Below are 20,548 nucleotides of genomic sequence, written 5' to 3' on the forward strand. Positions count from 1 at the left end.
TCATGGCCGCTGGTTCCGCAACCCGTGCGGTTCGGGCGAAACGGTGCCGCTCCCACTCATCCCCTCGTCCTGCTCACTCCGTACTGATTCCAACCGCACCACGTGATCAGCCAGCTCCGCCACGTCATCCGCGTCATGAGTGATGATTACCGCGGTCCGGTCGGTGAGCACCCGCTTGAGTACGCTCCTGATTTCCGGGCGGGCGGTAACATCCAGGGCGCTGAGAGGCTCGTCCAACAGCACCACGTCCGGCTCCGCGGCCAGCACCCTGGCAATCGCGACCCGCTGCGCCTGCCCGCCGGACAGTTCGTCCGGCCTACGCTGGGAGAACCGCTCTGCGCCGACCTCTCGCAGCCACGCCATGGCCCCCTTCCGCGCCGCCGTTCGGGACAGCCCCTTGCACCGCATCCCGAATGCCACGTTGTCCAGCACACTCAGATGCGGGAACAGCCGCGCCTCCTGCGCCATGAGTGCAACCCCCCGCTTGTGGGCCGGAACCCACAGCGTCCGCTCGTCGGCCGCCACAACAACGACACTGCGGCCGCCGACCCGCACACGTCCCGCGCTCGGGGTCAACAGGCCAGCGACCACAGCGAACACCGTGGACTTGCCCACCCCGTTGGGCCCGATCAGGGCAACGGTCCGTCCGGATTCCACGCTCAATTCGGCGGCGGTTCCTCGCTCCGCAACAACCACGTGGGCATCCAGCCCAGCTTCTCCCGCGGCCCTCGAGGAGGCACGTCCTGTTGAGCTGAGATCCGGATGGCGCGGGGCCTCCCGGTCGGTGGCTTCTCCCGCTACTTCGGCGGGCACCTCCGACCGGGTGGCGGCCCGGGCCGGAACCGCCTCACGCGCCCACCGGAAGAGCCCGGCGCGGAACCCGGCGCCGCGGCGTCGTCGGGAGGGCGCGCTGAGGCTCACCACGAGCAGCGCGACGACCACGAGCAACAACGAGAGCGCCACGGCCGTGTCCGGGTCCACCTCGCGCTGCAGGTAAATTTCCAACGGGAGGGTGCGCGTGACCCCCTCCAGACTGCCGGCGAACGTGAGCGTGGCCCCGAACTCCCCCAGGCAACGCGCAAAGGACAGCGCCGCGCCGGACAACAGCGCCGGCGCAGCCAGCGGAAGCGTGATGCGCCACAGCGTGCGGGTGGGGGACGACCCGAGGCCCGCGGCGATCTCCTCATAGCGGGTGCCCACGGTACGCAGCGCCCCTTCGAGGGACACCACCAGGAAGGGCAGCGCCACGAAGGTCTGGGCCAGGACCACCGCCGTGGTCGTGAAGGCGATATCGACGCCGAGCACCCGTAGTGACGGACCCAGCAGCCCCATGCGGCCGAACGTGTACAGCAGGGCGATACCGCCCACCACCGGCGGTAACACCAGCGGCAACAGCACCAGGGACCGGAGGAGCCCCAGACACCGGCCCTGCCAACGGGCAAGCACCAGCGCCAAGGGGCACCCCAGCGCGAGGCACAGGAGGGTGGAAACGAACGCCGTGCGCAGGGTGAGCAGCAACGCGGTGACCGATGCCTGGGAGGTCAGCAGCTCGGGCAGCCGGGCCCAGTCCACCCGCAGGAGCATGCCCAGCAGCGGCAAAAGCACCAGTAGCGCCCCGAGAGCGGCCGGGACGACCGCCCACCGGGGCGCGCTGTGGAAACCTCGGCCGATCACGGCGCGCCGAAACCGGCCTTCTGCAGGGCCTCCTCGCCCTGGGGCCCGGTGACGAACTTCTCGAACTCGGCGGCCAACTCCGCGTTCTTCGAATCCTTGAGACTGACGATCGGGTATTCATTGACGGCCTGGTCAGCCTTGGGCAGGTCTACGGTCTGGATCTTGTCCCCGGCGGACTTGGCGTCGGTCACGTAGACGATCCCGGCGTCCGCCTGACCGGAGGTCACTTTACCGAGCACGTCGCTGACGGAACCCTCCTCGCTGACGGGTTCGAGGGTCACGCCATTGGCCTTCTCAACGGTCTGGGTGGCCGAACCGCACGGCACCTCGGGGGCACACGTGACCAGCTTGACCCCGTCCTTGTGCAGGTCGTCGAAAGAGGTGATGTCAGCCGGATTATCCGTGGGTACCACAATGGTCAGCGTGTTGGTCGCGAAAATCGTGGGCTCACCGTCATTGAGCTGGGCGTCCGTCAGCTTTGTCATGTTCTTTTGGTCCGCCGATGCGAATACGTCCGCCGGCGCGCCCTCGATCAATTGCTGCGCCAGCCCGGAGGAACCGCCGTAATTGAGCGCCACCGTGGTGCCCGGGTGGGCTTCCTCGAAATCCTTGCCCAGCTGGTCGAACGTGTCCGCCAGGGATGCCGCCGCATAGACGGTCAGCGTCCGATCCCCGTCCGACGACGCTGCCGCGGACCCGCCCGCATTGCCGCCACCGCTGCTCGGGGATCCGCATCCCGCGAGAACCGCGCCCAGCACGGCGGTAATCGCGGCGGCCTTGAGAGCCTTCACCCGGCTCATCATGATTGGGCCGCGGTTTCTATCGACACCGCCGTGGCCTTGACCACGGCGGTGGCCACCGATCCGGGTTCGAGATTCAGTTCCCGAACCGCTTCGGTGCTGATCAAGGACACAATGCGATGCGGACCGCACTGCAACTCGACCTGGGACATGACGGTATCGGACACCACGGAGGTCACCAGCCCCACCAGCCGGTTGCGCGCCGAACCCGCGATCACCGCGGGATCCTTGGGATTGGTGGCCTGCTTCTTGGCCAGCTGCGCAAGCTCCAGTCCGTCCACCCCGGTGTGGCCGGACGGCCCGCTGAGTTTGGACAGGACTCCCTGATCGATCCACCGCCGAATGGTGTCATCACTGACGCCCAGGAACAGCGCGGCGTCCGCCACGCGAATGTGTGTCATGGTGCCATAATATCCGCATTTACAGACATTTGCTGCCCCGCACTCCGCACATGCGGATACAGGGCGCGGGCGACTCGCTCATTCGTGGGTGAAGTTCGCCTTGCGCTTCTCGCTGAAGGCGGTCATGCCTTCCTTCTGGTCCGCGGTCGAGAACAGGCCGTGGAACACGCGACGTTCGTACTGCACACCCTGCTGGAGCGTGGTTTCGTAGGCCGCGTTCACGGACTCCACGGCATGCTGGGCAACGGGTTTGGACAGGCCGGCAATGGTGCGAGCGACGTCGTTGGCGGTCTCCAGAAGCTGGTCTGCCGGGACCACGCGGGCCACCAGACCGGAACGTTCGGCTTCTTCCGCATCCATCTGGCGGGCGGTCAGAATCATGTCCATGGCCTTGGCCTTACCGATCGCGCGCGTCAAGCGCTGGGTGCCGCCCATTCCGGGGATGACCCCCAGATTGATCTCGGGCTGACCGAACGTGGCGGTGTCCGCGGCGATGATCAGGTCGCACATCATGGCCAATTCGCAACCACCACCCAATGCGTAACCCGCCACGGCTGCAATCTTGGGGGTGCGCAAGTGAGCGAAGGCATCCCAGGGTGAAAAGAAGTCCACGCGGTACATCTCGGCAGCCGATTTGGTAGCCATTTCCTTGATGTCAGCACCCGCGGCAAACGCCTTCTCGGAACCGGTTAGGACAATGGCGCCGATGTCCGGGTCGCGATCGAGCTCGGAGGCGGCGGTGACCACGTCATTCATGGTCTGCTCGTTCAAAGCATTGAGCGCCTTGGGCCGGTTTAAGGTGATGACGCCAACGCGGGCGTCACGGGTCACCAAAATGGTCTCGTACTCGGTGTTTTCACTCATGTGATTAGCATCTCATGCGGGCCACTGATCACCCTTGAGGAGCAGAGGGTGCAGACATGAAACGCCTGCGAAACACTGGGGAGTTACCATATCCGCATGCGTGAATTGCAGGCTCAGATCATTTCCGAACTCGGTGTGAAACCGCAGATCGACCCCGCTACGGAAGTGGAACGCCGAGTGGATTTCCTGTGTGATTATTTCAGGGCCGCCCGCGCGCGAGGCTTCGTTCTGGGGATCAGCGGCGGCGTGGACTCCACGTTGGCCGGCAAGCTGGCCCAGCTGGCCGTGACGAGACTTCGAGCCGACGGTGAGGACGCCCAGTTCGTGGCCATGCGTCTGCCCCACGGCGTCCAGTACGACGAGGACGATGCCCAGGCCGCTCTCGCCTTCATTGCACCGGACCGCACGATCACCTTTGACGTCGCTCCGGCCGTACGTGGTTTCGAGGAGGCTTACGAACCGGCCACCGGATCAAAGCTGACCGATTTCACGCGAGGCAACACCAAGGCGAGGGTGCGTATGACGGCCCAGTACGCCGTCGGCGGGGACAACAACCTGCTGGTGATCGGCACGGATCACGCCGCGGAATCCGTCACGGGATTCTTCACGAAATTCGGCGACGGCGGCGCGGACCTGTTGCCGTTGGGCGGCCTGAACAAACGTCAGAACCGCCAATTGCTCGGATACCTGCGGGCCCCGGAATTGTTGATCTCCAAGGCGCCCACCGCGGACCTGCTCGATGACAATCCGGGTCGCACGGACGAGGACGAACTGGGATTGACCTACGACGACATCGACGACTACCTGGAGGGTCAGGAGATTACCGCCGAGGTCGCGCAGCAGCTGGAAACCATCTTCCTGAGATCACGCCACAAGCGCACCGTGCCCGTGACCCCGGCCGATGACTGGTGGCGTTCCGAGTAACCTCCCGGGGCGTTCCGGCTGGGTGGCTGGCCGCGGTTAGAGGATCGGTCGCAGCGGAATCAACACCGTCTCCGCAAAGCGCGCCATGGGGTGACGATCACGCCAGCGCGGGGAGCTGAGGATCTCGCAGTGCTCGGAGTCGGCTTCGAAGACCTTCTCCATTTCCGCCGCGAAATCCGGGTCCACGATCTCCACGTTGGTCTCGTAATTGAACGACAGTGATAAACGGTCGATGTTGGCGGTGCCCACGGTGGACCACTCGCCGTCGATCGTCGCGGTTTTTGCGTGAATCATGGCCGCCGCGTACAGCAGGATGGTGATGTCCGCGTCCAGCAGCTGGCCGTAGAAGCCACGGGACACCCAGTCCGCCAGGATGTGGTTGGAGTCCTTGGGAACCATCACGCGGACGTCCACACCACGCTTGGACGCATCCACCAAAGCATCGAGAATCTGCTGGTCGGGAATGAAATACGGTGTGGTGATCCAGATATGATCCGTGGCGCGTTCGATGGCGCTCATGTACAGGTACCGGATCGGATACACGAGCTGCACCGGCAGGTTGGCAGCAACCCGAACCTCTGGGTCCCAGTTCTGCGGGGGCACCCACTCGATCTGTTCGCGCGGGTGCCGGTCCTCGTTCCACACCTGGGCAATGGAGTTCCGCAGTCCCCACACGGCCGGGCCCACCTCACGCACGTGGGTGTCCCGCCACTGACTGGCGTACAGGGAACCGATGTTGTAGCCACCCACGAAACCGATGTTGTCGTCCACGACCAGGATCTTGGAATGATTGACCCCGGTGTAACGCAGCGGGCCCCGCCACCATTTACGTCGGACGGCCGGCATCCGGAAGACATTGACCTTGTCCGAGAACCGATAGAAGGAATTGGGGATCACCAGGTTGGCGAACCCGTCATAAATGACGAAGACGGCCACCCCCCGTTCGGCAGCGGCGTTGAGAGCATCGAGGAACCGCTGGCCCACTTCATCGTTTTTCCAGATGAAGGTTTCCATGTGGATGGATGTCTGGGCGCCGTCAATGGCTTTGAGCTGGTCCTCGTAGAGAGCCTCACCCGACGTGTAAATGCTCAGCTCGGAGTCTTGCACCTGGGCGGTAAAGGTGCCCGGGCGAGGAGCATCACGGACCTTACGGTTCCTGTGTTTCCACCAGTCCAGGCCTGCCAGAGAGGCGATCACCGCGGCCTGCGCCCCCACAAGTGCGGCAGCACCGGCCCCGGCAGCTTTGAGCAGCATCCGCCGATGCCTGATTTCCATCACCACATGCATGAGGTCCATACGAACACCCTACTGGCCTGCGCGGCGCGTGAGCCGGTCAACCCGATTACCCTCAACCCGGAATCGTGTAACGCCACACTTGAGCTGGCCAAACGAAATCCGAAGCCGTTACAGTGGGGGACAGAAGGAATCATCAGCTTGCTTACTTTTGAGTAAATTCCGCGCAGTTGACCCCTGACGAAAGGACTTCAGTCATGTCCAGTAGCACCCCGTCCAGCCCCGCCCCCGGCACATCTGCGACCACGTCTTCGCATGCCGTGGATCACCAGTCCGACTCCCACACTTCCCAGCACAACAAGCCGTCGTGGAAGGATGACGTGCTGGGTGATCGCCGAGCAGGTGATGTGAAAAACATTTCCTGGGGAGCGGTCATCGCGGGTGTGGTGACGTTCCTCGCCCTGACCATCCTGTTGTCGTTGATTACCGCGGCCCTCGGCCTGGGCATGGCCGACCTGAACTCCGCCAACCCCGGTGAGGGAGTCGGGGTCGCCACCGGCATTTCCTCGATCATCACACTGGTACTGGCTCTTGCCGGCGGCGGTTACGTGGCCGGGCTGTTGGCCGGCCGCGCCGGGCTCATCCACGGGTTCCTAACCTGGGCCACCTCCCTGCTCACCGCCCTGGTTCTGGCCAGTGTGCTGGTGGGCAATGCCCTGGGTGCTGTCGGCGGGCTGATCGGCTCCGCCGCGTCCACGGTGACCGATACCGCCGCGCAGAATCCCGAGGCCGCCGCCTCCGTGGCGCCCGACGTCAGCGAGGAAGAAGCCAGCCAGGCCGGCGAGCAGGCCGGTGCGGCTATTGAGTCGGCCGCCCCGCAGGCCGAACAAGCCGCAAGCACCGCCTCCTCCGGCGCCATTTGGGGCTTTGTGGGCCTGCTGCTCGGGGCCATCATCGCCTCGATCGCCGGGCTCTTCGGCTCTCGCTCCGTGGCGGGCGAGCGCTCGGATGACAGCCGGGTGCGCACCTCGCGTTCCTGACCTGCCGTTACATCGGTCGGCGTACAAGTCCGCAACCGGATAGCCCCGCCCCGCAGACATGCCGGGCGGGGCTATCCCGTGCATGGGGGTGGATCATCGTGGCTGGTGGGGCTCACGGAATCACCCGGTTATTTTCTCGAGTGCGCCGTTGCTCGCTACGGTGGTGTCATGAGAATTGCCACGTGGAACGTCAACTCCATCCGAGCCCGCGCCGATCGCATCGAAGCGTGGCTGGACCGTTCGGACGTGGATGTGTTGGCCATCCAGGAAACCAAGGCCAAGGACGAGAATTTCCCGTGGGAACTGTTCGAGTTCGCCGGGTACGAGGTCGCCCATTTCGGACTGAACCAGTGGAACGGTGTGGCCATTGCCTCTCGCGTGGGGCTCAAGGACGTGGAGCGCACGTTCCCCGGCCAGCCCGAGTTCGGCAAGGGTCAGCAGGAGCCCATCCAGGAGGCCCGCGCCATCGCCGCAACCTGCGGTGGTGTGCGCGTGTGGTCACTGTACGTACCCAACGGCCGCGGCCTGGACGACCCGCACATGGCCTACAAACTCGAGTGGTTGCGCGTGCTCAAGGACCACGCCACGCAATGGGTTGCAGACGATCCGCAGGGGGAGATCGCATTGGTGGGTGATTGGAACGTGGCCCCGCAGGACGAGGACGTGTGGGACATCCAGTACTTCAAGGAGAACGGTTTCACCCACGTTTCGGACGGCGAGCGTGCGGCGTTCAACGCGTTCATTGACGACGCCGGCTTCGTGGACGTGGTCCGCCCCCGCCACCCCGGACCCGGGGTGTACACCTACTGGGATTACACGCAGCTGCGTTTCCCCAAGAAGGAAGGCATGCGCATCGATTTCCAACTGTGCTCCCCGGCCCTTGCCTCGCGCGTTACGGACGCGTGGATCGACCGTGAGGAGCGCAAAGGCAAGGGCGCCTCGGATCACGCGCCCGTGGTCATCGAGATCGGCTGACCCATGGCACTGGTGAACGTGGGCAGGGCGTTCCGGGGGATCATTGGGCCTCCCATGCGTTTCGCCCTGCGGATCTACGTGCCGCAGGAGGAGCTCGACGCCGAGTACGCCCCCGCCATCCCTCGCGCCCTGGATCCTCTGACGGGCGGGGTCAACGAACTCACCGAACAGCTGACCCGCCTCACCGACACTTCCCATTCGCCGCTACCACCCGCGCGCGAACCCCTGTGGACCATCCCGTTCTCCACGGCTCCTCTCGCCGAAGAGCGCTTTGTGGGTGGCGTGGGTGACTTCCCGGTCTTCCACGCACCCCAGCGTTTGCGACGCTCCCTCCGCTTGTTCTCGGATGCCACCCTGAACGACGGCGCTCAGCTCCTCCCGCTTCTGGTTCCGGAAAAGCAGGTGCGCGACGCCGCCCGGAAGATTTCCGGGGAACTGTTCGAACCGCTGTACACCCGCGAATCCGCGTACGTGGTCCCCCTGGCCTGGTTCTCGGCGTTCACCATAGAGGATCGGGTGGTCACTGTGCACGAGGGCCATGAACTCCACCGGCTGATCACCCCGGCGCATACCGCCGCGCGGCGTGTCATTCACGGGGCGCAGATCGTCGAGGACGCCGCGTTGGTTTCTGCCGGTCCGAATGCCGAGGCACTGTCCGAGGAAGCACAACAGGCCAAAGCGTTCGCCGATGATCTGACTCGTTTGGGTCGCTGGCTCGGCACATTCAGCCCCGCTTCACTCGTGAGCCTGGACTACGGCTCCTTGGCCGACCGGATTCAGCCCGACGAGAGTCCACGCGACATGGCCGACGCCCTGGAACTCTTGCGCGACAACGACCAAGGCGCCGCCACAGCGGCCCTGCGGCGGATCTTCCGGCGGTGGTCTCCGTTGGCGCACCTGCAGGCGGCGAATTAGGTAATGCTTTAGCTGGCCTGTCGGTCTCAGGTGAGGCAAAGACAGTGGCCGAATCTGGTGTGAGGAAGATGTCCAAATCCGGCACTTTTCGCGCAGGTTCCTCCCCTGAGACATCACACCCCTGAGACTTCCCTGCTGCGTACTTAAAACACAAGCCATTCCGTCAGAATGCGACACACCGCGAGGACGTCGCGCGGCGCACGCGCTCAACCCACTTCCGTCTCCGGCCGGGATCCTTGAGATCGTCCTTGACCAGCAGCGTGACATCCCACCCGCTGTCGCGCAGGAGCGCGAATCGGTACATCTCGTCCCGGTACTGGTCCACTTCATCCGCATGAACCCGGCCGTTGTACTCGACTGCCACCTTGAATTCCGGCCATGCCAGGTCCAGGTAAAACGTCCGTCCATTGACCTTCACCGGGTAGTTGAGCTGAGGCGGTGGCAGTCCTTCATGCAGTGCAATCATGCGCGTCAGGGTTTCCATGGCCGAGAAGCATGACTCCTGGGACTCTCGCAATGCTTTTCGCACAGCATTCACGGCGAGCGAATGCGGCGGTAAATGACTTAAGCACTCCTCGATCACAGCTCTCGGAAGTTCGGCCGTGACCCCCGTACCGGGGATGGTGAATTGCCAGGACATCATTGCGTCCAGACAGGCGACAATGCGCCAGTGCGACAGCCGAGGGGCAACAACCACCAGCGCCTCCACCGGATGTGCAATCCTGCTGTCCCAGGGGCCCGCAAAAGTACCCAGCCCCAGCGACTTGGAGAACTTGATTCCCTCGGCAACGCTTTGGATTCGTCCACCTGACCAGCACAAATGGGCCGACTCTCGTTCCCCCGAAAAGTTCTGCATGATCCGTGGACAGGGCATCCTGAGTGACTGATGCACCCAATGCTCGGTGTACCCCACGGGTATCCTCAGGATGTCCAGGGCGTTGAACCCGGTCACGGCGAGCGTGGAACCCGGAGCACCTAAATGCTGTTGCAACAGCAATGCCCGCTCCACCGGAGTGAGCGGCGCGGGATGGACGGCCCACAGTCCCCTGGTCACTCGCTGCATCCCCGCATGAGCTATCAACTGCGAGGCACGTTTGCCCGTTTCGACCGTGCGCAGCACCACCGGACGGGCCCCGAGCTTCAGGGGTTGTTGTTGAAACAGCATGCTCGGACTCTAGAGAACCGGGCCTGCACGGGCCGGGAGTTGTCCACAGTCACTGGTCCGGTGGCCCTCCACAGGGCCCATGGTTCCTCGGCCAGAGGCGCATGGGAGGAAAGTGCAGCCCCGCAGCCTGGTGGGAGGAAGATGTCCAAATCCGGGCCACTTTACGCATTTTCCTCCCTGGAGCTTCACGGCTGCGATTCCCTCACCTCAGATTTCCCCGTATCCCGCATGCTGACTAGCGTTAAGGGGTGTCTGATGAATCAGTGACCCCGCGTCAACAGTCCGGTACCGAGTGGTGGCGGGACGCCGTGATCTACCAGGTGTATCCGCGCTCCTTCAAGGACTCCAACGGAGACGGGATGGGCGACCTGGGCGGTGTGACCGAAAAACTGCCCTACCTCAAGCAGCTGGGCGTGGATGCGGTGTGGTTGTCCCCCTTCTACCTGTCTCCGCAGCATGACGCCGGGTACGACGTGGCCGATTACCGCACCATTGACCCGCGGTTCGGCACTCTTGACGACTTCGATCGGATGCGCGATGAAGCCCATGATCTGGGCCTGAAACTCATTGTGGATCTCGTGCCCAACCACACCTCCGAGGATCACGAATGGTTCCGAGCCGCGCTCTCTTCTCCGAGAGGTTCCGCAGAGCGTGCCCGCTACATGTTCCGCGAAGGTAAGGGTGTGAACGGCGAACTGCCCCCGAACAACTGGAAGTCGCTTTTCGGCGGTCCCGCGTGGTCTCGCATTGCAGACGGCCAGTGGTACCTGCACCTCTTCGACTCGTCCCAACCGGATCTGAACTGGGAGAACCCGCAGGTGTGGGAGGAGTTCCGCAGCGTGCTCCGGTTCTGGCTGGACCGCGGTGTGGACGGGTTCCGCGTGGATGTCGCTCACGGCATGGTCAAGGCGGAAGGCCTACCCGACTGGGACGAGCAGGTGCACATGGTCGAGGGCACTGATGTGGATGAGCAGGGCCAGTCCGAGAAGACCATGGACACCGGCCCCTACTTCGACCAGGACGGCGTGCACGAGATCTACCGCGACTGGAATCGGGTGCTGGCCGAGTACCCTGGCGAGCGCATGCTCGTGGTGGAGGCGTGGATCGGCCCGGCGGAGCGGCTGGCCTTGTACGTCCGCCCGGACGAGGCGCAGCAGGCGTTCAACTTCGACTTCCTGGTTGCGGGCTGGCATCGCGACCGCATGCGCAATGCCATCACGGAAGCTCTGCGCGTCAACCGGGCGGTGGGCGCGCCGTCCACCTGGGTGCTCTCCAATCACGACACCGTCCGTCATACCTCACGCTACGGGCTGGGTTCCCGCACCGCCTACCCCAATGGAATCGGCGCGGAGGACGAGCAGCCCGACGCCGATCTGGGCCTGCGCCGCGCCCGCGCCGCCGCGCTCGTGGAACTGTCCCTCCCCGGTTCCGCATACGTGTACCAGGGCGATGAGCTGGGACTGCCGGAGCACACCACTCTGGACGCAGAGAGCCGCCAGGATCCCACCTTCTTCCGCACCGAGGGCAAGGAGCTGGGTCGCGACGGCGCTCGCGTCCCCCTGCCCTGGTCCCCCATGGGTAACGGGTTGGGCTTCGGCCCGGACCCGTGGTTGCCGCAGCCGGTGAGCTTCGAGAGCATCACGGTGGATCACCAGCTGGGGAACCCGCAGTCCGTGCTGAACCTGTACAAGAACGCGCTGCGCATCCGGCAGCAGCTGGGTCTGGGTCGCGCGGAGTTCACGTGGGATCCCCTGAGTGAGCGGGATTCGCAAGTCCTGGCCTACCATCTCACTACGGAGTCCGGGGAGACAGTTCTGGTCGCGGCCAACGCCGGCGATGAGGCCGTGGAGATCCCCGAGCTGAGCAGCGGTGAACTGTTGCTTACCAGTGGCCAGAGTGCCGCGATGGCCGGGAAGCTCGCCGTGGATCACACAGTCTGGATCAAACTCTAGCGAGCGACCGCTGGGCCGTACGGAATAAGTGCGGCCCAGCGCACGTCCTGGACCTTACTTTTCCGGCAACGCTGCCGAGCACTGGGTGGAGATCCAGTCCTTGACGGGTTGCAGCGCCCGTTGGATCTGGGCGGCCTCCTGGGGCTGCAGGGTCTCGCCGGCGTTGTTGAGGAGCTGGACGGCGTCGTCGAAAGCGGGGAGAACTGGCTCCGGCAACCGGTCGCGGTGCGATTCGAGGGAGGCGGTGGCCTGAGCGACCACGGACGAGTCCTGGCCGGGTCCGGCGGTGGCGTCTGTGGATCGGTCGGTGGTCATGGGCAGGACCACCAGGCCGGTGTAGACCTCGACCACGTCCAGGCACGTGCCGGTGCCGGTGGTTTGGCCGGTGCCCGCGGGGGCCTGTGACCCGTTGTTCTGCTGGGGAATTTCGCTGGGCGCCTCGAAGGTGGCGGGCCCCTCCGCGCTGGAGGAGCACCCGGTCAGGGCAAGCAACAAACCCGAAGCGGCCGCTGCGGTCGCAACTCGTTTCAAGGTCAAGAGGTTCACCCGCCGTCCGCCCATGAGGTGCAGCCCAACCGGCCAGAAGCTCGGGGCGTGCACGGTGATCGATACGTCTCCAACCTAAGCCGCCAACCTCCGTAACGGCTGGAGAGTTTCCGCGTCCCCGCCCAGTGGTCCATCCGTGAAAACAAGTGGATCAGTGAGCCTGGGCGGATTCCCAACCGCGGACGATCAGCTCGCGCAGCACGTCCTGGTCCACGGCGTCCAACCTGGTCAGGTAGACGCACCCCGTCCCGCGACGGTGCGGACCGAGGTGATCGAGGAGGTCTTGCGCGCCATCGCCATCCTGCAGCCCGTAGAGGGAGATCGCGGCCTTGCGCGGCGCGAATCCCATGCGCGCGGTGTCCCCCTCGCGACCGGTCTCATGGCGGTAGTGCAGGTGGCCGTAGCCAACGATCGACGGGCCCCACATGACGGGCTCGACACCGGTGGCCTCGTGGAAGATCTCAAGCAATGCCCTGCCCTGCTCCACCCGTCGTGGCCAGGGCAGGGACTCGATCCAGTCCTTCGGAGACTGCCCGGTCGGCTTGGTCTTGAGGTCCGCCTCGGTCGTTGTGGTCGTGAATTCCGGGGCGACGACGCCGCTCATCGCTTCCAGCCCCCGCTCACCCAACGCATCATTGAGCCGGTTCAGGCCCTTCAGTCCTACACCGTGCAACGCGAGCAATTCGTGGAAGTCCGCTCCGGCCAGCTCTTCGAGCTCGGTGATACCCCGTTCTGCCAGCGCCCGACGCAGCGGCGCCCCAGTGCCTTTGATCTCCGTGAGCGCGGTCATGGGACCAGAGTAGATGCACACGAGGATCCTGAACATCGGCACGCGCAGAGCCCGAGCAGCCTGCACTCAGGCGCTCTGGCGCATTGCACAACATTGCCGGAGACCACCGTTCAGTTGTTGCTCATCGCGGGGACCTAAGATCAGAGCACCCAGCACCGCTTTCGACTGATCCCCGAAAGGACCGGGTCTGAACATGTTTCATGACCAAAGCGTCATTTTTATCGACGCGGGCTTCTTGCTGTCCGCCGGTAGTTCCACCGTGACCGGAACATCCCTGCGCGCTGCCACCCGGGTGGATGCCGAGCAGCTCATCACGGGCATCGTCAGCATCACCCGCGACAACTGCAACCTGGACCCGCTGCGCATTTATTGGTACGACGCTTCCCGGGACGGCGTGCTCAGCGACTGGCACAAGAAGATCTCACTCCTCGACGACGTCAAGGTGAGGCTCGGTCGCATTGGCGTGAACGGGCAGCAGAAGGGCGTGGACCTGCGACTGGGTCTGGACCTGGTCGAGGTGGCCCGCAATGGCTCCGCCAAGGTCGCCTACCTGCTCAGCGGCGATGACGATCTGGCAGAAGCCGTCGAGGCCGCCCAGGACCTGGGCATGAAAGTGGTGCTGCTGGCGCTGGAGGACAAGAACCGGTATCTGGGCATCAAGTCCGTGGCTGAGCATTTGGCGTACAAAGTGGATCGCATCCTCGTGCTGCCACAGGAACTCATCCACTCGACCTTCACGCCGGCCGCTGTGACCCCGGCGACCCTGGCGGGTAAGAAGACCGCGCTCATCACGGTCAAAGAACCGGACATCGATCTTCCTCATTTGTTCGCGGTGGCAGAGGAGGTGGCTGAACGTCTAGCCCGCAATTGGTACCAAACGACCCCGCTGTCCGAAGTGCAGTCCGTTCTGGAAGATCGCCCCGTCCTCCCGGCAGAGATCGATTCAACCCTGCTGCGGGACTGCGCGGCGCGTATCGGCGAGGCCGATACCGATCTGCAGTCCGTGCGGAAGCATCTGCGCAAGTGCTTCTGGGACACCATCGACGTCCTGGCCTAAGTTGCACGGTGCTCTACTCTGAAACCTGTGAGTCACGAGCCAGCAGTTTCAGATTCCTCCGCGGATGACCCCGGAATCGCATGGGGATCCTTCGCGCGTAATGCCGCGCTGATCATGGTGGCCGTCATCATGCTGTGGTTGTTCTTCAACGTGCACCTACCGCCGGCCGATCAATTGCAGGAACAGCTTGAGGGCTACGGGTGGGTGAGCTGGCTGGTGTTCATCGGCCTTTACGCGGTCGTGGCGCTGACCCCTATACCAGTGACCATCATGGCGGTGGCCGGTGGGCTGATCTTCGGAGTGGTACTGGGCAGCCTGTTTTCCGTGATCGGTGTGTTGATCGGCTCGTGGGGTGCCTATTGGCTGGCCCGGGCGCTAGGCACCGATGCGGTGCGCACGGTGCTCGGCAAGTACAGCGAGAAAATTGAAGCCCGATTGGACGGCGCAGGCTTCGAGGCCGTGTGCACCCTGCGGCTCGTTCCCGGCATTCCATATTGGCCGGTCAATTACGGCAGCGGAGCTTTTGGCATCACGCAGCGGGATTTCCTGGGAGCCAGCGTGATCGCGGTGATCCCCGGGCAGGTGTCGCTCGTGGCGTTGGGGGCGTTCGTCGCGGACCCCACGTTCTTCCACGGCACCGTGGTGGTTCTGTCATGGATCGTGGTGCTGGTCATGACCGTGTGGGCGTACAAACGCTGGAAAGCTGCGCGGCAGTAGGTTTTCACGCGAATTCGATCCGAAATGGGAAGAACCCCCGCGTGTAGAAGCCACGCGAGGGTTCAGTGGCTCCGACCGGCGTCGATCCGGTGACCTTACGATTTAGAGATCCCCGCTTTCAACGGTTTCTGCGGAGTACCATGAGCTTCGATCATGCCTGGTCAGAGCTCGAATCTGATGTCAGGCTCTACTGCGCTCTGTCGCTGAATCTGCGGAGTAGATGCGGGATTTTAAGGCAGTCCCAGTCGAGGCGCTCGGTCCGGTGGCAGGCCCTGCCGTGTCAGTGCCGCATCGCATACTGAGCACATGGTCAAGAAGGTTACTCCCGCGCAGCTCAGAGCCGCGACGAACACGGCGCAGCGCCAGCAGAAGCAGGCGATCGACAAGTACAACCGCGAGGCTCGGCGATATAATGCGGCGGCCAAGTAGGCAGTGAACGACTACAACCGCGAGGTTCGTGCGTACAACTCCAAGGCTCGCGCTCACAACGCCGAGGTCAGGAACCAGCGCCGGCGTCTCGACCAGGAGCTCCGCCGACTCAACTCGCGACCGGCGGCGAGGACCTTCGTCACCTATCGGTCGTCGGTCGAGACCCTCGCGAGCACGTACACCGAGACTGAGGAGAGCCTGGTCGGTCGAACAATCACTCCGGCCGGCCGCAGCCTCCTCGACCGCGGCAGCGAGGAGGCTGCGAACAGTGCCTACCTGCTCAACGCAATGTACGGCGGCGGCGCGACCGAAGACGACCCGACCGAGGACGAGCTCCGCGGCCCAAGCATGCAGGCCGAGCTGGCAGCATTCGGGCAGGACCTCATCGACCGATGGACAGGCGCGCTGTTCTCCCTCAGCCCCAGCAACCCCGACGCCGCACGTCACTTCTGCACCAGCGCCCGCGAAGTGCTCATCGCGATGATAGATGGTGCAGCACCGGACTCAAGTGTTGTCGAGGCCGACCCCTCCTGCGACCGGACCGACAAGAGAGTGCCGACCCGCCGGGCCAAGGTCGGCTTCCTCCTGCGGCGCAAGGGCATCGACGAGGGGGCCCTCGAGGATCTCGTCGAGGAGGACATGGACAACGTGCTCGGGCTGTTCCGCGAGTTCAATAATGGCACTCACAGTCATGCCGGCCGGTTCACGATCACGCAGCTGAACGTTCTGCGCATTCGGGTCGAGTCGGCAGTCGGCTTCATCCACACCCTCTGCATGGTCTGAACCTCAGCTGCGAGACCAGGCAGGTCAGCCTCTGCATCGACGGTGCGAACCGATCGGCGAGAACAGCTCGTTCTCCGCCGACACGAGGCGAGCGTATTCGATTGCGAAGCACGAATCGATGTAAAGTCCTTGATACAAGACGTGAGATGGGGGCGGGTCAGATGGGCAAGGCCGAGTCGTCGGTCGCAGTTGCGACGTCTCCGTGGGCCAGCACTGTCACGCCTGAGGTGAGCCGAGGCATGAGAGCCATCGCGGAACTCGATGACGACGCATCCTGCCCGCGACACGATTCCCTAATTCGGCTGACCTCCTACCGACGGACGATCACCATGAGCAACTCTGACGCGGACCGCCTCCCAGTGAAGTCGCGGCACCGCGTCAAGACCTACGGCGAGGTCTTCACGCCTCGCTCGATGGTCGACCAGATGCTCGATCTGATCAGCGACGATCTCGAACGTGACGAGAGCTTCGTGGACAAGACGTTCCTCGAGCCGGCGGCTGGGGACGGCAATTTCCTGGTCGCGATCCTGCAACGCAAGCTCGCCGCGATCGAGGATCGGTTTGACTCGTCACTCTGGCCACGGGAGTCCTTATTCGCTCTGGCGTCGATCTATGCAATCGAACTGCTTGAAGACAACCACCGCGACGCGCAGGCTGCGCTGGTGACCGAGTTCGCGAAGTTCCACGCTTCGCATGGCACTGCCTGCTCGCCGCGCACTGACCTCTACCGAGCGGCGGCCTTCCTCATGGAGATGAACATCCTGCGCGGCAACACACTGACTGGTCGCACCCCCGGCGGCGACGAGATCGAGTTCTCCTGGTGGACCCGCCAGACAGGCGACCCGTCGATGGTCAAGAGAGAGCCATTCACCCTCAACTCGCTGCGAGATGAAGGCGCATTCGACTTCACGGTGTACGCCTCGTACGAACCGTGCCAGATCAATCACGTTCACAGGAAAGCGAGCGCGGATGCCTAGCCCGAAGATCAGTACATTCCGGGAGATCACGCCGCAGATCTACTCATGGAGCACGACCGACCTGCCCAAGTACGACGGCTGGGAGAAGATCGGATACACGGAGCAGGAAGGCGGCGCACGGGCGCGCATCGCTCAGCAGGCTTCGCAGTTGTCGATCAGCAAGACGATCGAGTGGGTCTTCAAAGCGACGTACATGACACCTGATGGTGGGCGCTTCACCGATCATGACTTCCATGCCTACCTTAAGCAGCAGGGCATCCAGCGCGACGGCGTCCCGGCGACCGAAGACCGCCCCAAACGGACCGAGTGGCACCGCTTCGACGGTGCTTCGAAGAACTCGCGCGAGTACTTCCTCGACTTCGCTTCAGGCAATATCGAAGTCGACAGCTCCGGTGTCGTGGAGCAGGACTACGAGCTCCGCCCGGAGCAGAAGGCAGCCGTCGCCCAGGCGCTAAAGGCGTTCGGGGGCGGCAAGGACGAGGTGCTGTGGAACGCTAAACCGCGTTTCGGCAAGACCCTCACGGCCTACGACCTCATGAGCAAGCTCGACGCGCGCCGGGTGCTCATCGTGACCAACCGTCCGGCGATCGCGAACTCGTGGCTCGAAGACTTCCTGCGCTTCATCGGCCACCAGACGACTTACCGCTTCGTCTCCGAGTCCCCGTCGCTGTACGGCCGCCCGACGATGACCAGGCAGCAGTGGTCATCGTACGTCTCACACACGAGCGACGAGGATCCGCGCATCGTCGAGTTCCTCTCGTTGCAGGACCTCAAGGGGTCGGTGTACTTCGGAGGCGGCTACGAGAAGCTCGGCCACATCGCGAAGTGCGACTGGGACCTGCTTGTCATCGACGAGGCACACGAGGGTGTCGACACGACGAAGACCGATGTCGCCTTCGACCAGATCACTCGCAAGTGGACACTGCACCTGTCGGGCACGCCATTCAAGGCCCTCGCCTCAGGAAGGTTCGACCAGGACCAGATCTTCAACTGGACGTACGAAGACGAGCAGACGGCGCGTACCGAGTGGGACGACGAGAGCCAGGAGAACCCCTATGAGGCACTCCCCACGCTCAACCTCCTGACCTACCAGGTCTCCCGGATGATCAGCGACCGCCTCGCCGAGGGGGTAGCGATCGCCGAGAACGAGGCGAACATCGACTACGCCTTCGATCTCGGCGAGTTCTTCCGCACGAAGGACAACGGGTTCTTCGAGCACGAGGCAGACGTGCAGGCGTTCCTCGATCGGCTGTCCGTGAATGAGAAGTACCCCTTCTCGACCCCGGAGCTACGCGACGAGATCCGGCACTCGTTCTGGCTGCTGGACCGTGTGGCCTCGGCGAAGGCGCTGCAGCGCATGCTGAACAAGCACCCGGTGTTCAAGGACTACACGGTCGTCCTGGCTGCCGGAGATGGGCGTGGCGCGGACGATGACAGCGACCTCGTGGCCTCGAAAGCGTCCCTGGCGAAGGTCCGCGAGGCCATTGCCGAGGCCGAGAAATTTGGCGGCAGGACAATCACGCTCTCGGTCGGTCAGCTCACCACTGGTGTGACGGTGCCCGAGTGGACAGCGGTTGTCATGCTCTCGAACGTGACGTCTCCGGCGTTGTACATGCAGGCGGCGTTCCGGGCGCAGAACCCATGCACCTTTGAACGCGGCGACAAGGTCTTCCAGAAGAAGAATGCCTACATCTTCGACTTCGCCCCCGAGCGCACGCTCACCATTTTCGACGAGTTCGCGAACAACCTCCACCCGAACCCCTCGGGGGAGCCGGCCCAACGGCAGCAGAACATCCGGACGCTGCTGAACTTCTTCCCCGTGATCGGCGAGGATGCAGAGGGACGGATGGTCGAGCTCGACGCCTCGCAGGTTCTCACCTTCCCGAAGGTGTTCAAGGCTCGCGAGGTCGTGCGCCGCGGGTTCCTCTCAAACCTGCTGTTCGCCAACGTCGCCGGGATCTTCCGCCACTCCGAACACGTCAAAAAGATCCTCGACAAGCTTCCGACCGCTGAACAAGGCAAGCTCAAGAAGAAGGAGCTTGACCTTCCGGAGCCTATGCCGAACGTGGACCGCGATGGCAACGCCGAGGTCGACCTCAAGACCGTCATCAACCCGAAAGTCGCTGAGCTGGGCGCTCCCGTGTGGGGCGTTGAGGACATCCCGACGACTGACCCGCAGGCCCCTGCGGCAGAGGTGGCAAAGAAACTCGCGAAGCTCGCGACCGAGAAGACGCGCGATACCCGGGACAAACTGCAGGCCGAGTACGGCCTGACGAAGAAGCAAGTCGAGCGTGACGAGCGGGCCACCGAAGCAGAGGTTGTGCGCAGGTACGAGCGAGTGCGTGTTGAGCACGAGATCGCCTCGAAGCATCTCTCCGACGAGATGGCCGAGGCCGCCACCGAGTCCGACGCTGCGGCGATCGCCGCGAAGAAGACCGAGCAGGAGAAGGCCTTCCACGAGAGCGTCGCCAAGATTCTTACGGAGACGACCGAATCGATCACCGAAACGGTCGTCGTGCGAGAGGAGAAGAAGAAGGAACAGAAGCGCGCCGACCAGACTATGGATGACGCACGTTCTCACTTGCGCGGGTTCGCTCGAACTATCCCGATGTTCCTCATGGCTTACGGTGACCGGGACACTCGCTTGTCAAACTTCGACGACTACACCCCCGACGACGTGTTCGAAGAGATCACCGGCATCAGCGAGGCGGAGTTCTGCCTTTTACGCGACGGTCAGGAGGTTGCGGAGGAGGACGGTATGATCACCAGGATTCCTGGGCTCTTCGACGAGTCGGTTTTCGACCAGTCGATCCAGGAGTTCCTCGACAAGAAGGAAGCCCTCGCCGACTACTTCGACGACGCGCAGACGGAGAACATCTTCGCCTATATCCCGCACCAGAAGACTTCACTCGTCTTCACTCCGCAGTCGGTCGTTAAGCAGATGGTCGACATTCTCGAGACCGAAAACCCTGGCATCTTCAAGGACCCCGAGAAGACCTTAGCCGACTTGTTCTCGACCGCCGGGCTGTTCCTGATGGAGCTCGTGCGCCGTCTGGACACCGGCCTCGTCGACCGAATCCCCGATCAGGAGGAGCGGCTCAAGCACATCCTCACCTCGCAACTGTTCGAGATGAGCCACAACAAGATCCTCCACGAGATCACCCTCGAGGCGGTCTCCGGCGGAGTGCCCAAGCGCAAGCGGTGGCTTGAGGAGTCCGGCCATTACAGGGTCGGTAACCTCGCGAAGATGACGAGCGCACAGCGAACCCAGACGATCGACGACATGCTGACGGAAGGCAACTGACC

Annotated in this window: 19 protein-coding genes; 11 read left to right on the plus strand and 8 right to left on the minus strand. The window is 63.7% G+C overall.

Annotation, left to right across the window (positions count from 1 at the left end; genetic code table 11):
- From ABEA06_RS13130 to ABEA06_RS13145, 4 genes are all read right to left on the minus strand, one after another.
- Positions 1 to 1,605 carry an ABC transporter permease gene (locus ABEA06_RS13130; protein WP_345311773.1) on the minus strand — a complete coding sequence of 535 codons (1,605 nt, stop codon included), beginning with the start codon at positions 1,603 to 1,605 and terminating at the stop codon, positions 1 to 3.
- A gap of 65 nt (positions 1,606 to 1,670) precedes the next feature.
- Entirely contained in the window at positions 1,671 to 2,474 is an 804-nt protein-coding gene (gene modA, locus ABEA06_RS13135; RefSeq protein WP_425559537.1) for a molybdate ABC transporter substrate-binding protein, read from the minus strand.
- Positions 2,474 to 2,875 (minus strand): TOBE domain-containing protein, encoded by a 402-nt coding sequence (locus ABEA06_RS13140; RefSeq protein ID WP_303383044.1) that lies wholly within the window; start codon positions 2,873 to 2,875, stop codon positions 2,474 to 2,476. The genes modA and ABEA06_RS13140 overlap by 1 nt, the downstream gene beginning before the upstream one ends.
- 78 nt (positions 2,876 to 2,953) lie before the next feature.
- Positions 2,954 to 3,739: an enoyl-CoA hydratase gene (locus ABEA06_RS13145; protein ID WP_345311775.1), complete on the minus strand. Its 786-nt coding sequence runs from the start codon at positions 3,737 to 3,739 to the stop codon at positions 2,954 to 2,956.
- Positions 3,740 to 3,835: 96 nt separating this feature from the next.
- On the opposite strand from ABEA06_RS13145, the gene nadE reads away from it, so the two are divergent.
- Positions 3,836 to 4,663, plus strand: coding sequence for an ammonia-dependent NAD(+) synthetase (gene nadE, locus ABEA06_RS13150; protein ID WP_345311776.1), 828 nt, complete (start codon positions 3,836 to 3,838; stop codon positions 4,661 to 4,663).
- Between the two features lie 36 nt (positions 4,664 to 4,699).
- On the opposite strand, the gene ABEA06_RS13155 is transcribed toward nadE, so the two are convergent.
- Positions 4,700 to 5,950 (minus strand): phospholipase D-like domain-containing protein, encoded by a 1,251-nt coding sequence (locus tag ABEA06_RS13155; protein ID WP_425559538.1) that lies wholly within the window; start codon positions 5,948 to 5,950, stop codon positions 4,700 to 4,702.
- A 203-nt stretch (positions 5,951 to 6,153) separates the two neighbouring features.
- Between ABEA06_RS13155 and ABEA06_RS13160 the strand changes: the two genes are divergently transcribed.
- The 3 genes from ABEA06_RS13160 to ABEA06_RS13170 all read left to right on the plus strand — a co-directional run bounded on the left by ABEA06_RS13160 (position 6,154) and on the right by ABEA06_RS13170 (position 8,826).
- A complete protein-coding gene (locus ABEA06_RS13160) occupies positions 6,154 to 6,936 on the plus strand; it encodes a TIGR04086 family membrane protein (protein WP_345311778.1) in 783 nt (260 codons plus the stop codon).
- A gap of 168 nt (positions 6,937 to 7,104) precedes the next feature.
- On the plus strand, positions 7,105 to 7,911 hold the full coding sequence (locus ABEA06_RS13165) for an exodeoxyribonuclease III (protein ID WP_345311779.1): 807 nt from the start codon (positions 7,105 to 7,107) through the stop codon (positions 7,909 to 7,911).
- 3 nt (positions 7,912 to 7,914) lie between these two features.
- Positions 7,915 to 8,826 carry a hypothetical protein gene (locus ABEA06_RS13170; RefSeq protein WP_345311780.1) on the plus strand — a complete coding sequence of 304 codons (912 nt, stop codon included), beginning with the start codon at positions 7,915 to 7,917 and terminating at the stop codon, positions 8,824 to 8,826.
- Positions 8,827 to 8,989: 163 nt separating this feature from the next.
- Here the strand turns inward: ABEA06_RS13170 and ABEA06_RS13175 are convergent, their stop codons facing one another.
- Complete coding sequence (locus tag ABEA06_RS13175; protein ID WP_345311781.1) at positions 8,990 to 9,991, minus strand: hypothetical protein; 1,002 nt, start codon at positions 9,989 to 9,991, stop codon at positions 8,990 to 8,992.
- Between the two features lie 248 nt (positions 9,992 to 10,239).
- On the opposite strand from ABEA06_RS13175, the gene ABEA06_RS13180 reads away from it, so the two are divergent.
- Positions 10,240 to 11,943 carry a glycoside hydrolase family 13 protein gene (locus ABEA06_RS13180; protein WP_345311782.1) on the plus strand — a complete coding sequence of 568 codons (1,704 nt, stop codon included), beginning with the start codon at positions 10,240 to 10,242 and terminating at the stop codon, positions 11,941 to 11,943.
- Between the two features lie 54 nt (positions 11,944 to 11,997).
- Here the strand turns inward: ABEA06_RS13180 and ABEA06_RS13185 are convergent, their stop codons facing one another.
- A complete protein-coding gene (locus ABEA06_RS13185; RefSeq protein WP_345311783.1) occupies positions 11,998 to 12,489 on the minus strand; it encodes a hypothetical protein in 492 nt (163 codons plus the stop codon).
- A 151-nt stretch (positions 12,490 to 12,640) separates the two neighbouring features.
- Entirely contained in the window at positions 12,641 to 13,279 is a 639-nt protein-coding gene (locus tag ABEA06_RS13190; protein WP_345311784.1) for a DUF1801 domain-containing protein, read from the minus strand.
- Positions 13,280 to 13,472: 193 nt separating this feature from the next.
- On the opposite strand from ABEA06_RS13190, the gene ABEA06_RS13195 reads away from it, so the two are divergent.
- The 6 genes from ABEA06_RS13195 (at position 13,473) to ABEA06_RS13220 (ending at position 20,546) form a co-directional block, all read left to right on the plus strand.
- Positions 13,473 to 14,336: an NYN domain-containing protein gene (locus tag ABEA06_RS13195; RefSeq protein WP_345311785.1), complete on the plus strand. Its 864-nt coding sequence runs from the start codon at positions 13,473 to 13,475 to the stop codon at positions 14,334 to 14,336.
- 27 nt (positions 14,337 to 14,363) lie between these two features.
- On the plus strand, positions 14,364 to 15,053 hold the full coding sequence (locus ABEA06_RS13200) for a TVP38/TMEM64 family protein (protein ID WP_345311786.1): 690 nt from the start codon (positions 14,364 to 14,366) through the stop codon (positions 15,051 to 15,053).
- Positions 15,054 to 15,359: 306 nt separating this feature from the next.
- The gene (locus ABEA06_RS13205; protein WP_345311787.1) at positions 15,360 to 15,482 is read left to right on the plus strand and encodes a hypothetical protein; all 123 of its coding nucleotides are present in this window, start codon (positions 15,360 to 15,362) and stop codon (positions 15,480 to 15,482) included.
- Positions 15,483 to 15,485: 3 nt separating this feature from the next.
- Complete coding sequence (locus tag ABEA06_RS13210; protein ID WP_345311788.1) at positions 15,486 to 16,265, plus strand: pPIWI-associating nuclease domain-containing protein; 780 nt, start codon at positions 15,486 to 15,488, stop codon at positions 16,263 to 16,265.
- A gap of 329 nt (positions 16,266 to 16,594) precedes the next feature.
- The gene (locus tag ABEA06_RS13215) at positions 16,595 to 17,242 is read left to right on the plus strand and encodes a DNA methyltransferase family protein (protein WP_345311789.1); all 648 of its coding nucleotides are present in this window, start codon (positions 16,595 to 16,597) and stop codon (positions 17,240 to 17,242) included.
- Positions 17,235 to 20,546 carry a DEAD/DEAH box helicase gene (locus tag ABEA06_RS13220; RefSeq protein WP_345311790.1) on the plus strand — a complete coding sequence of 1,104 codons (3,312 nt, stop codon included), beginning with the start codon at positions 17,235 to 17,237 and terminating at the stop codon, positions 20,544 to 20,546. The genes ABEA06_RS13215 and ABEA06_RS13220 overlap by 8 nt, the downstream gene beginning before the upstream one ends.
- Positions 20,547 to 20,548: the final 2 nt, after the last annotated feature.

The organism is Kocuria gwangalliensis (assembly GCF_039544365.1).
Classification (GTDB): domain Bacteria; phylum Actinomycetota; class Actinomycetes; order Actinomycetales; family Micrococcaceae; genus Kocuria; species Kocuria gwangalliensis.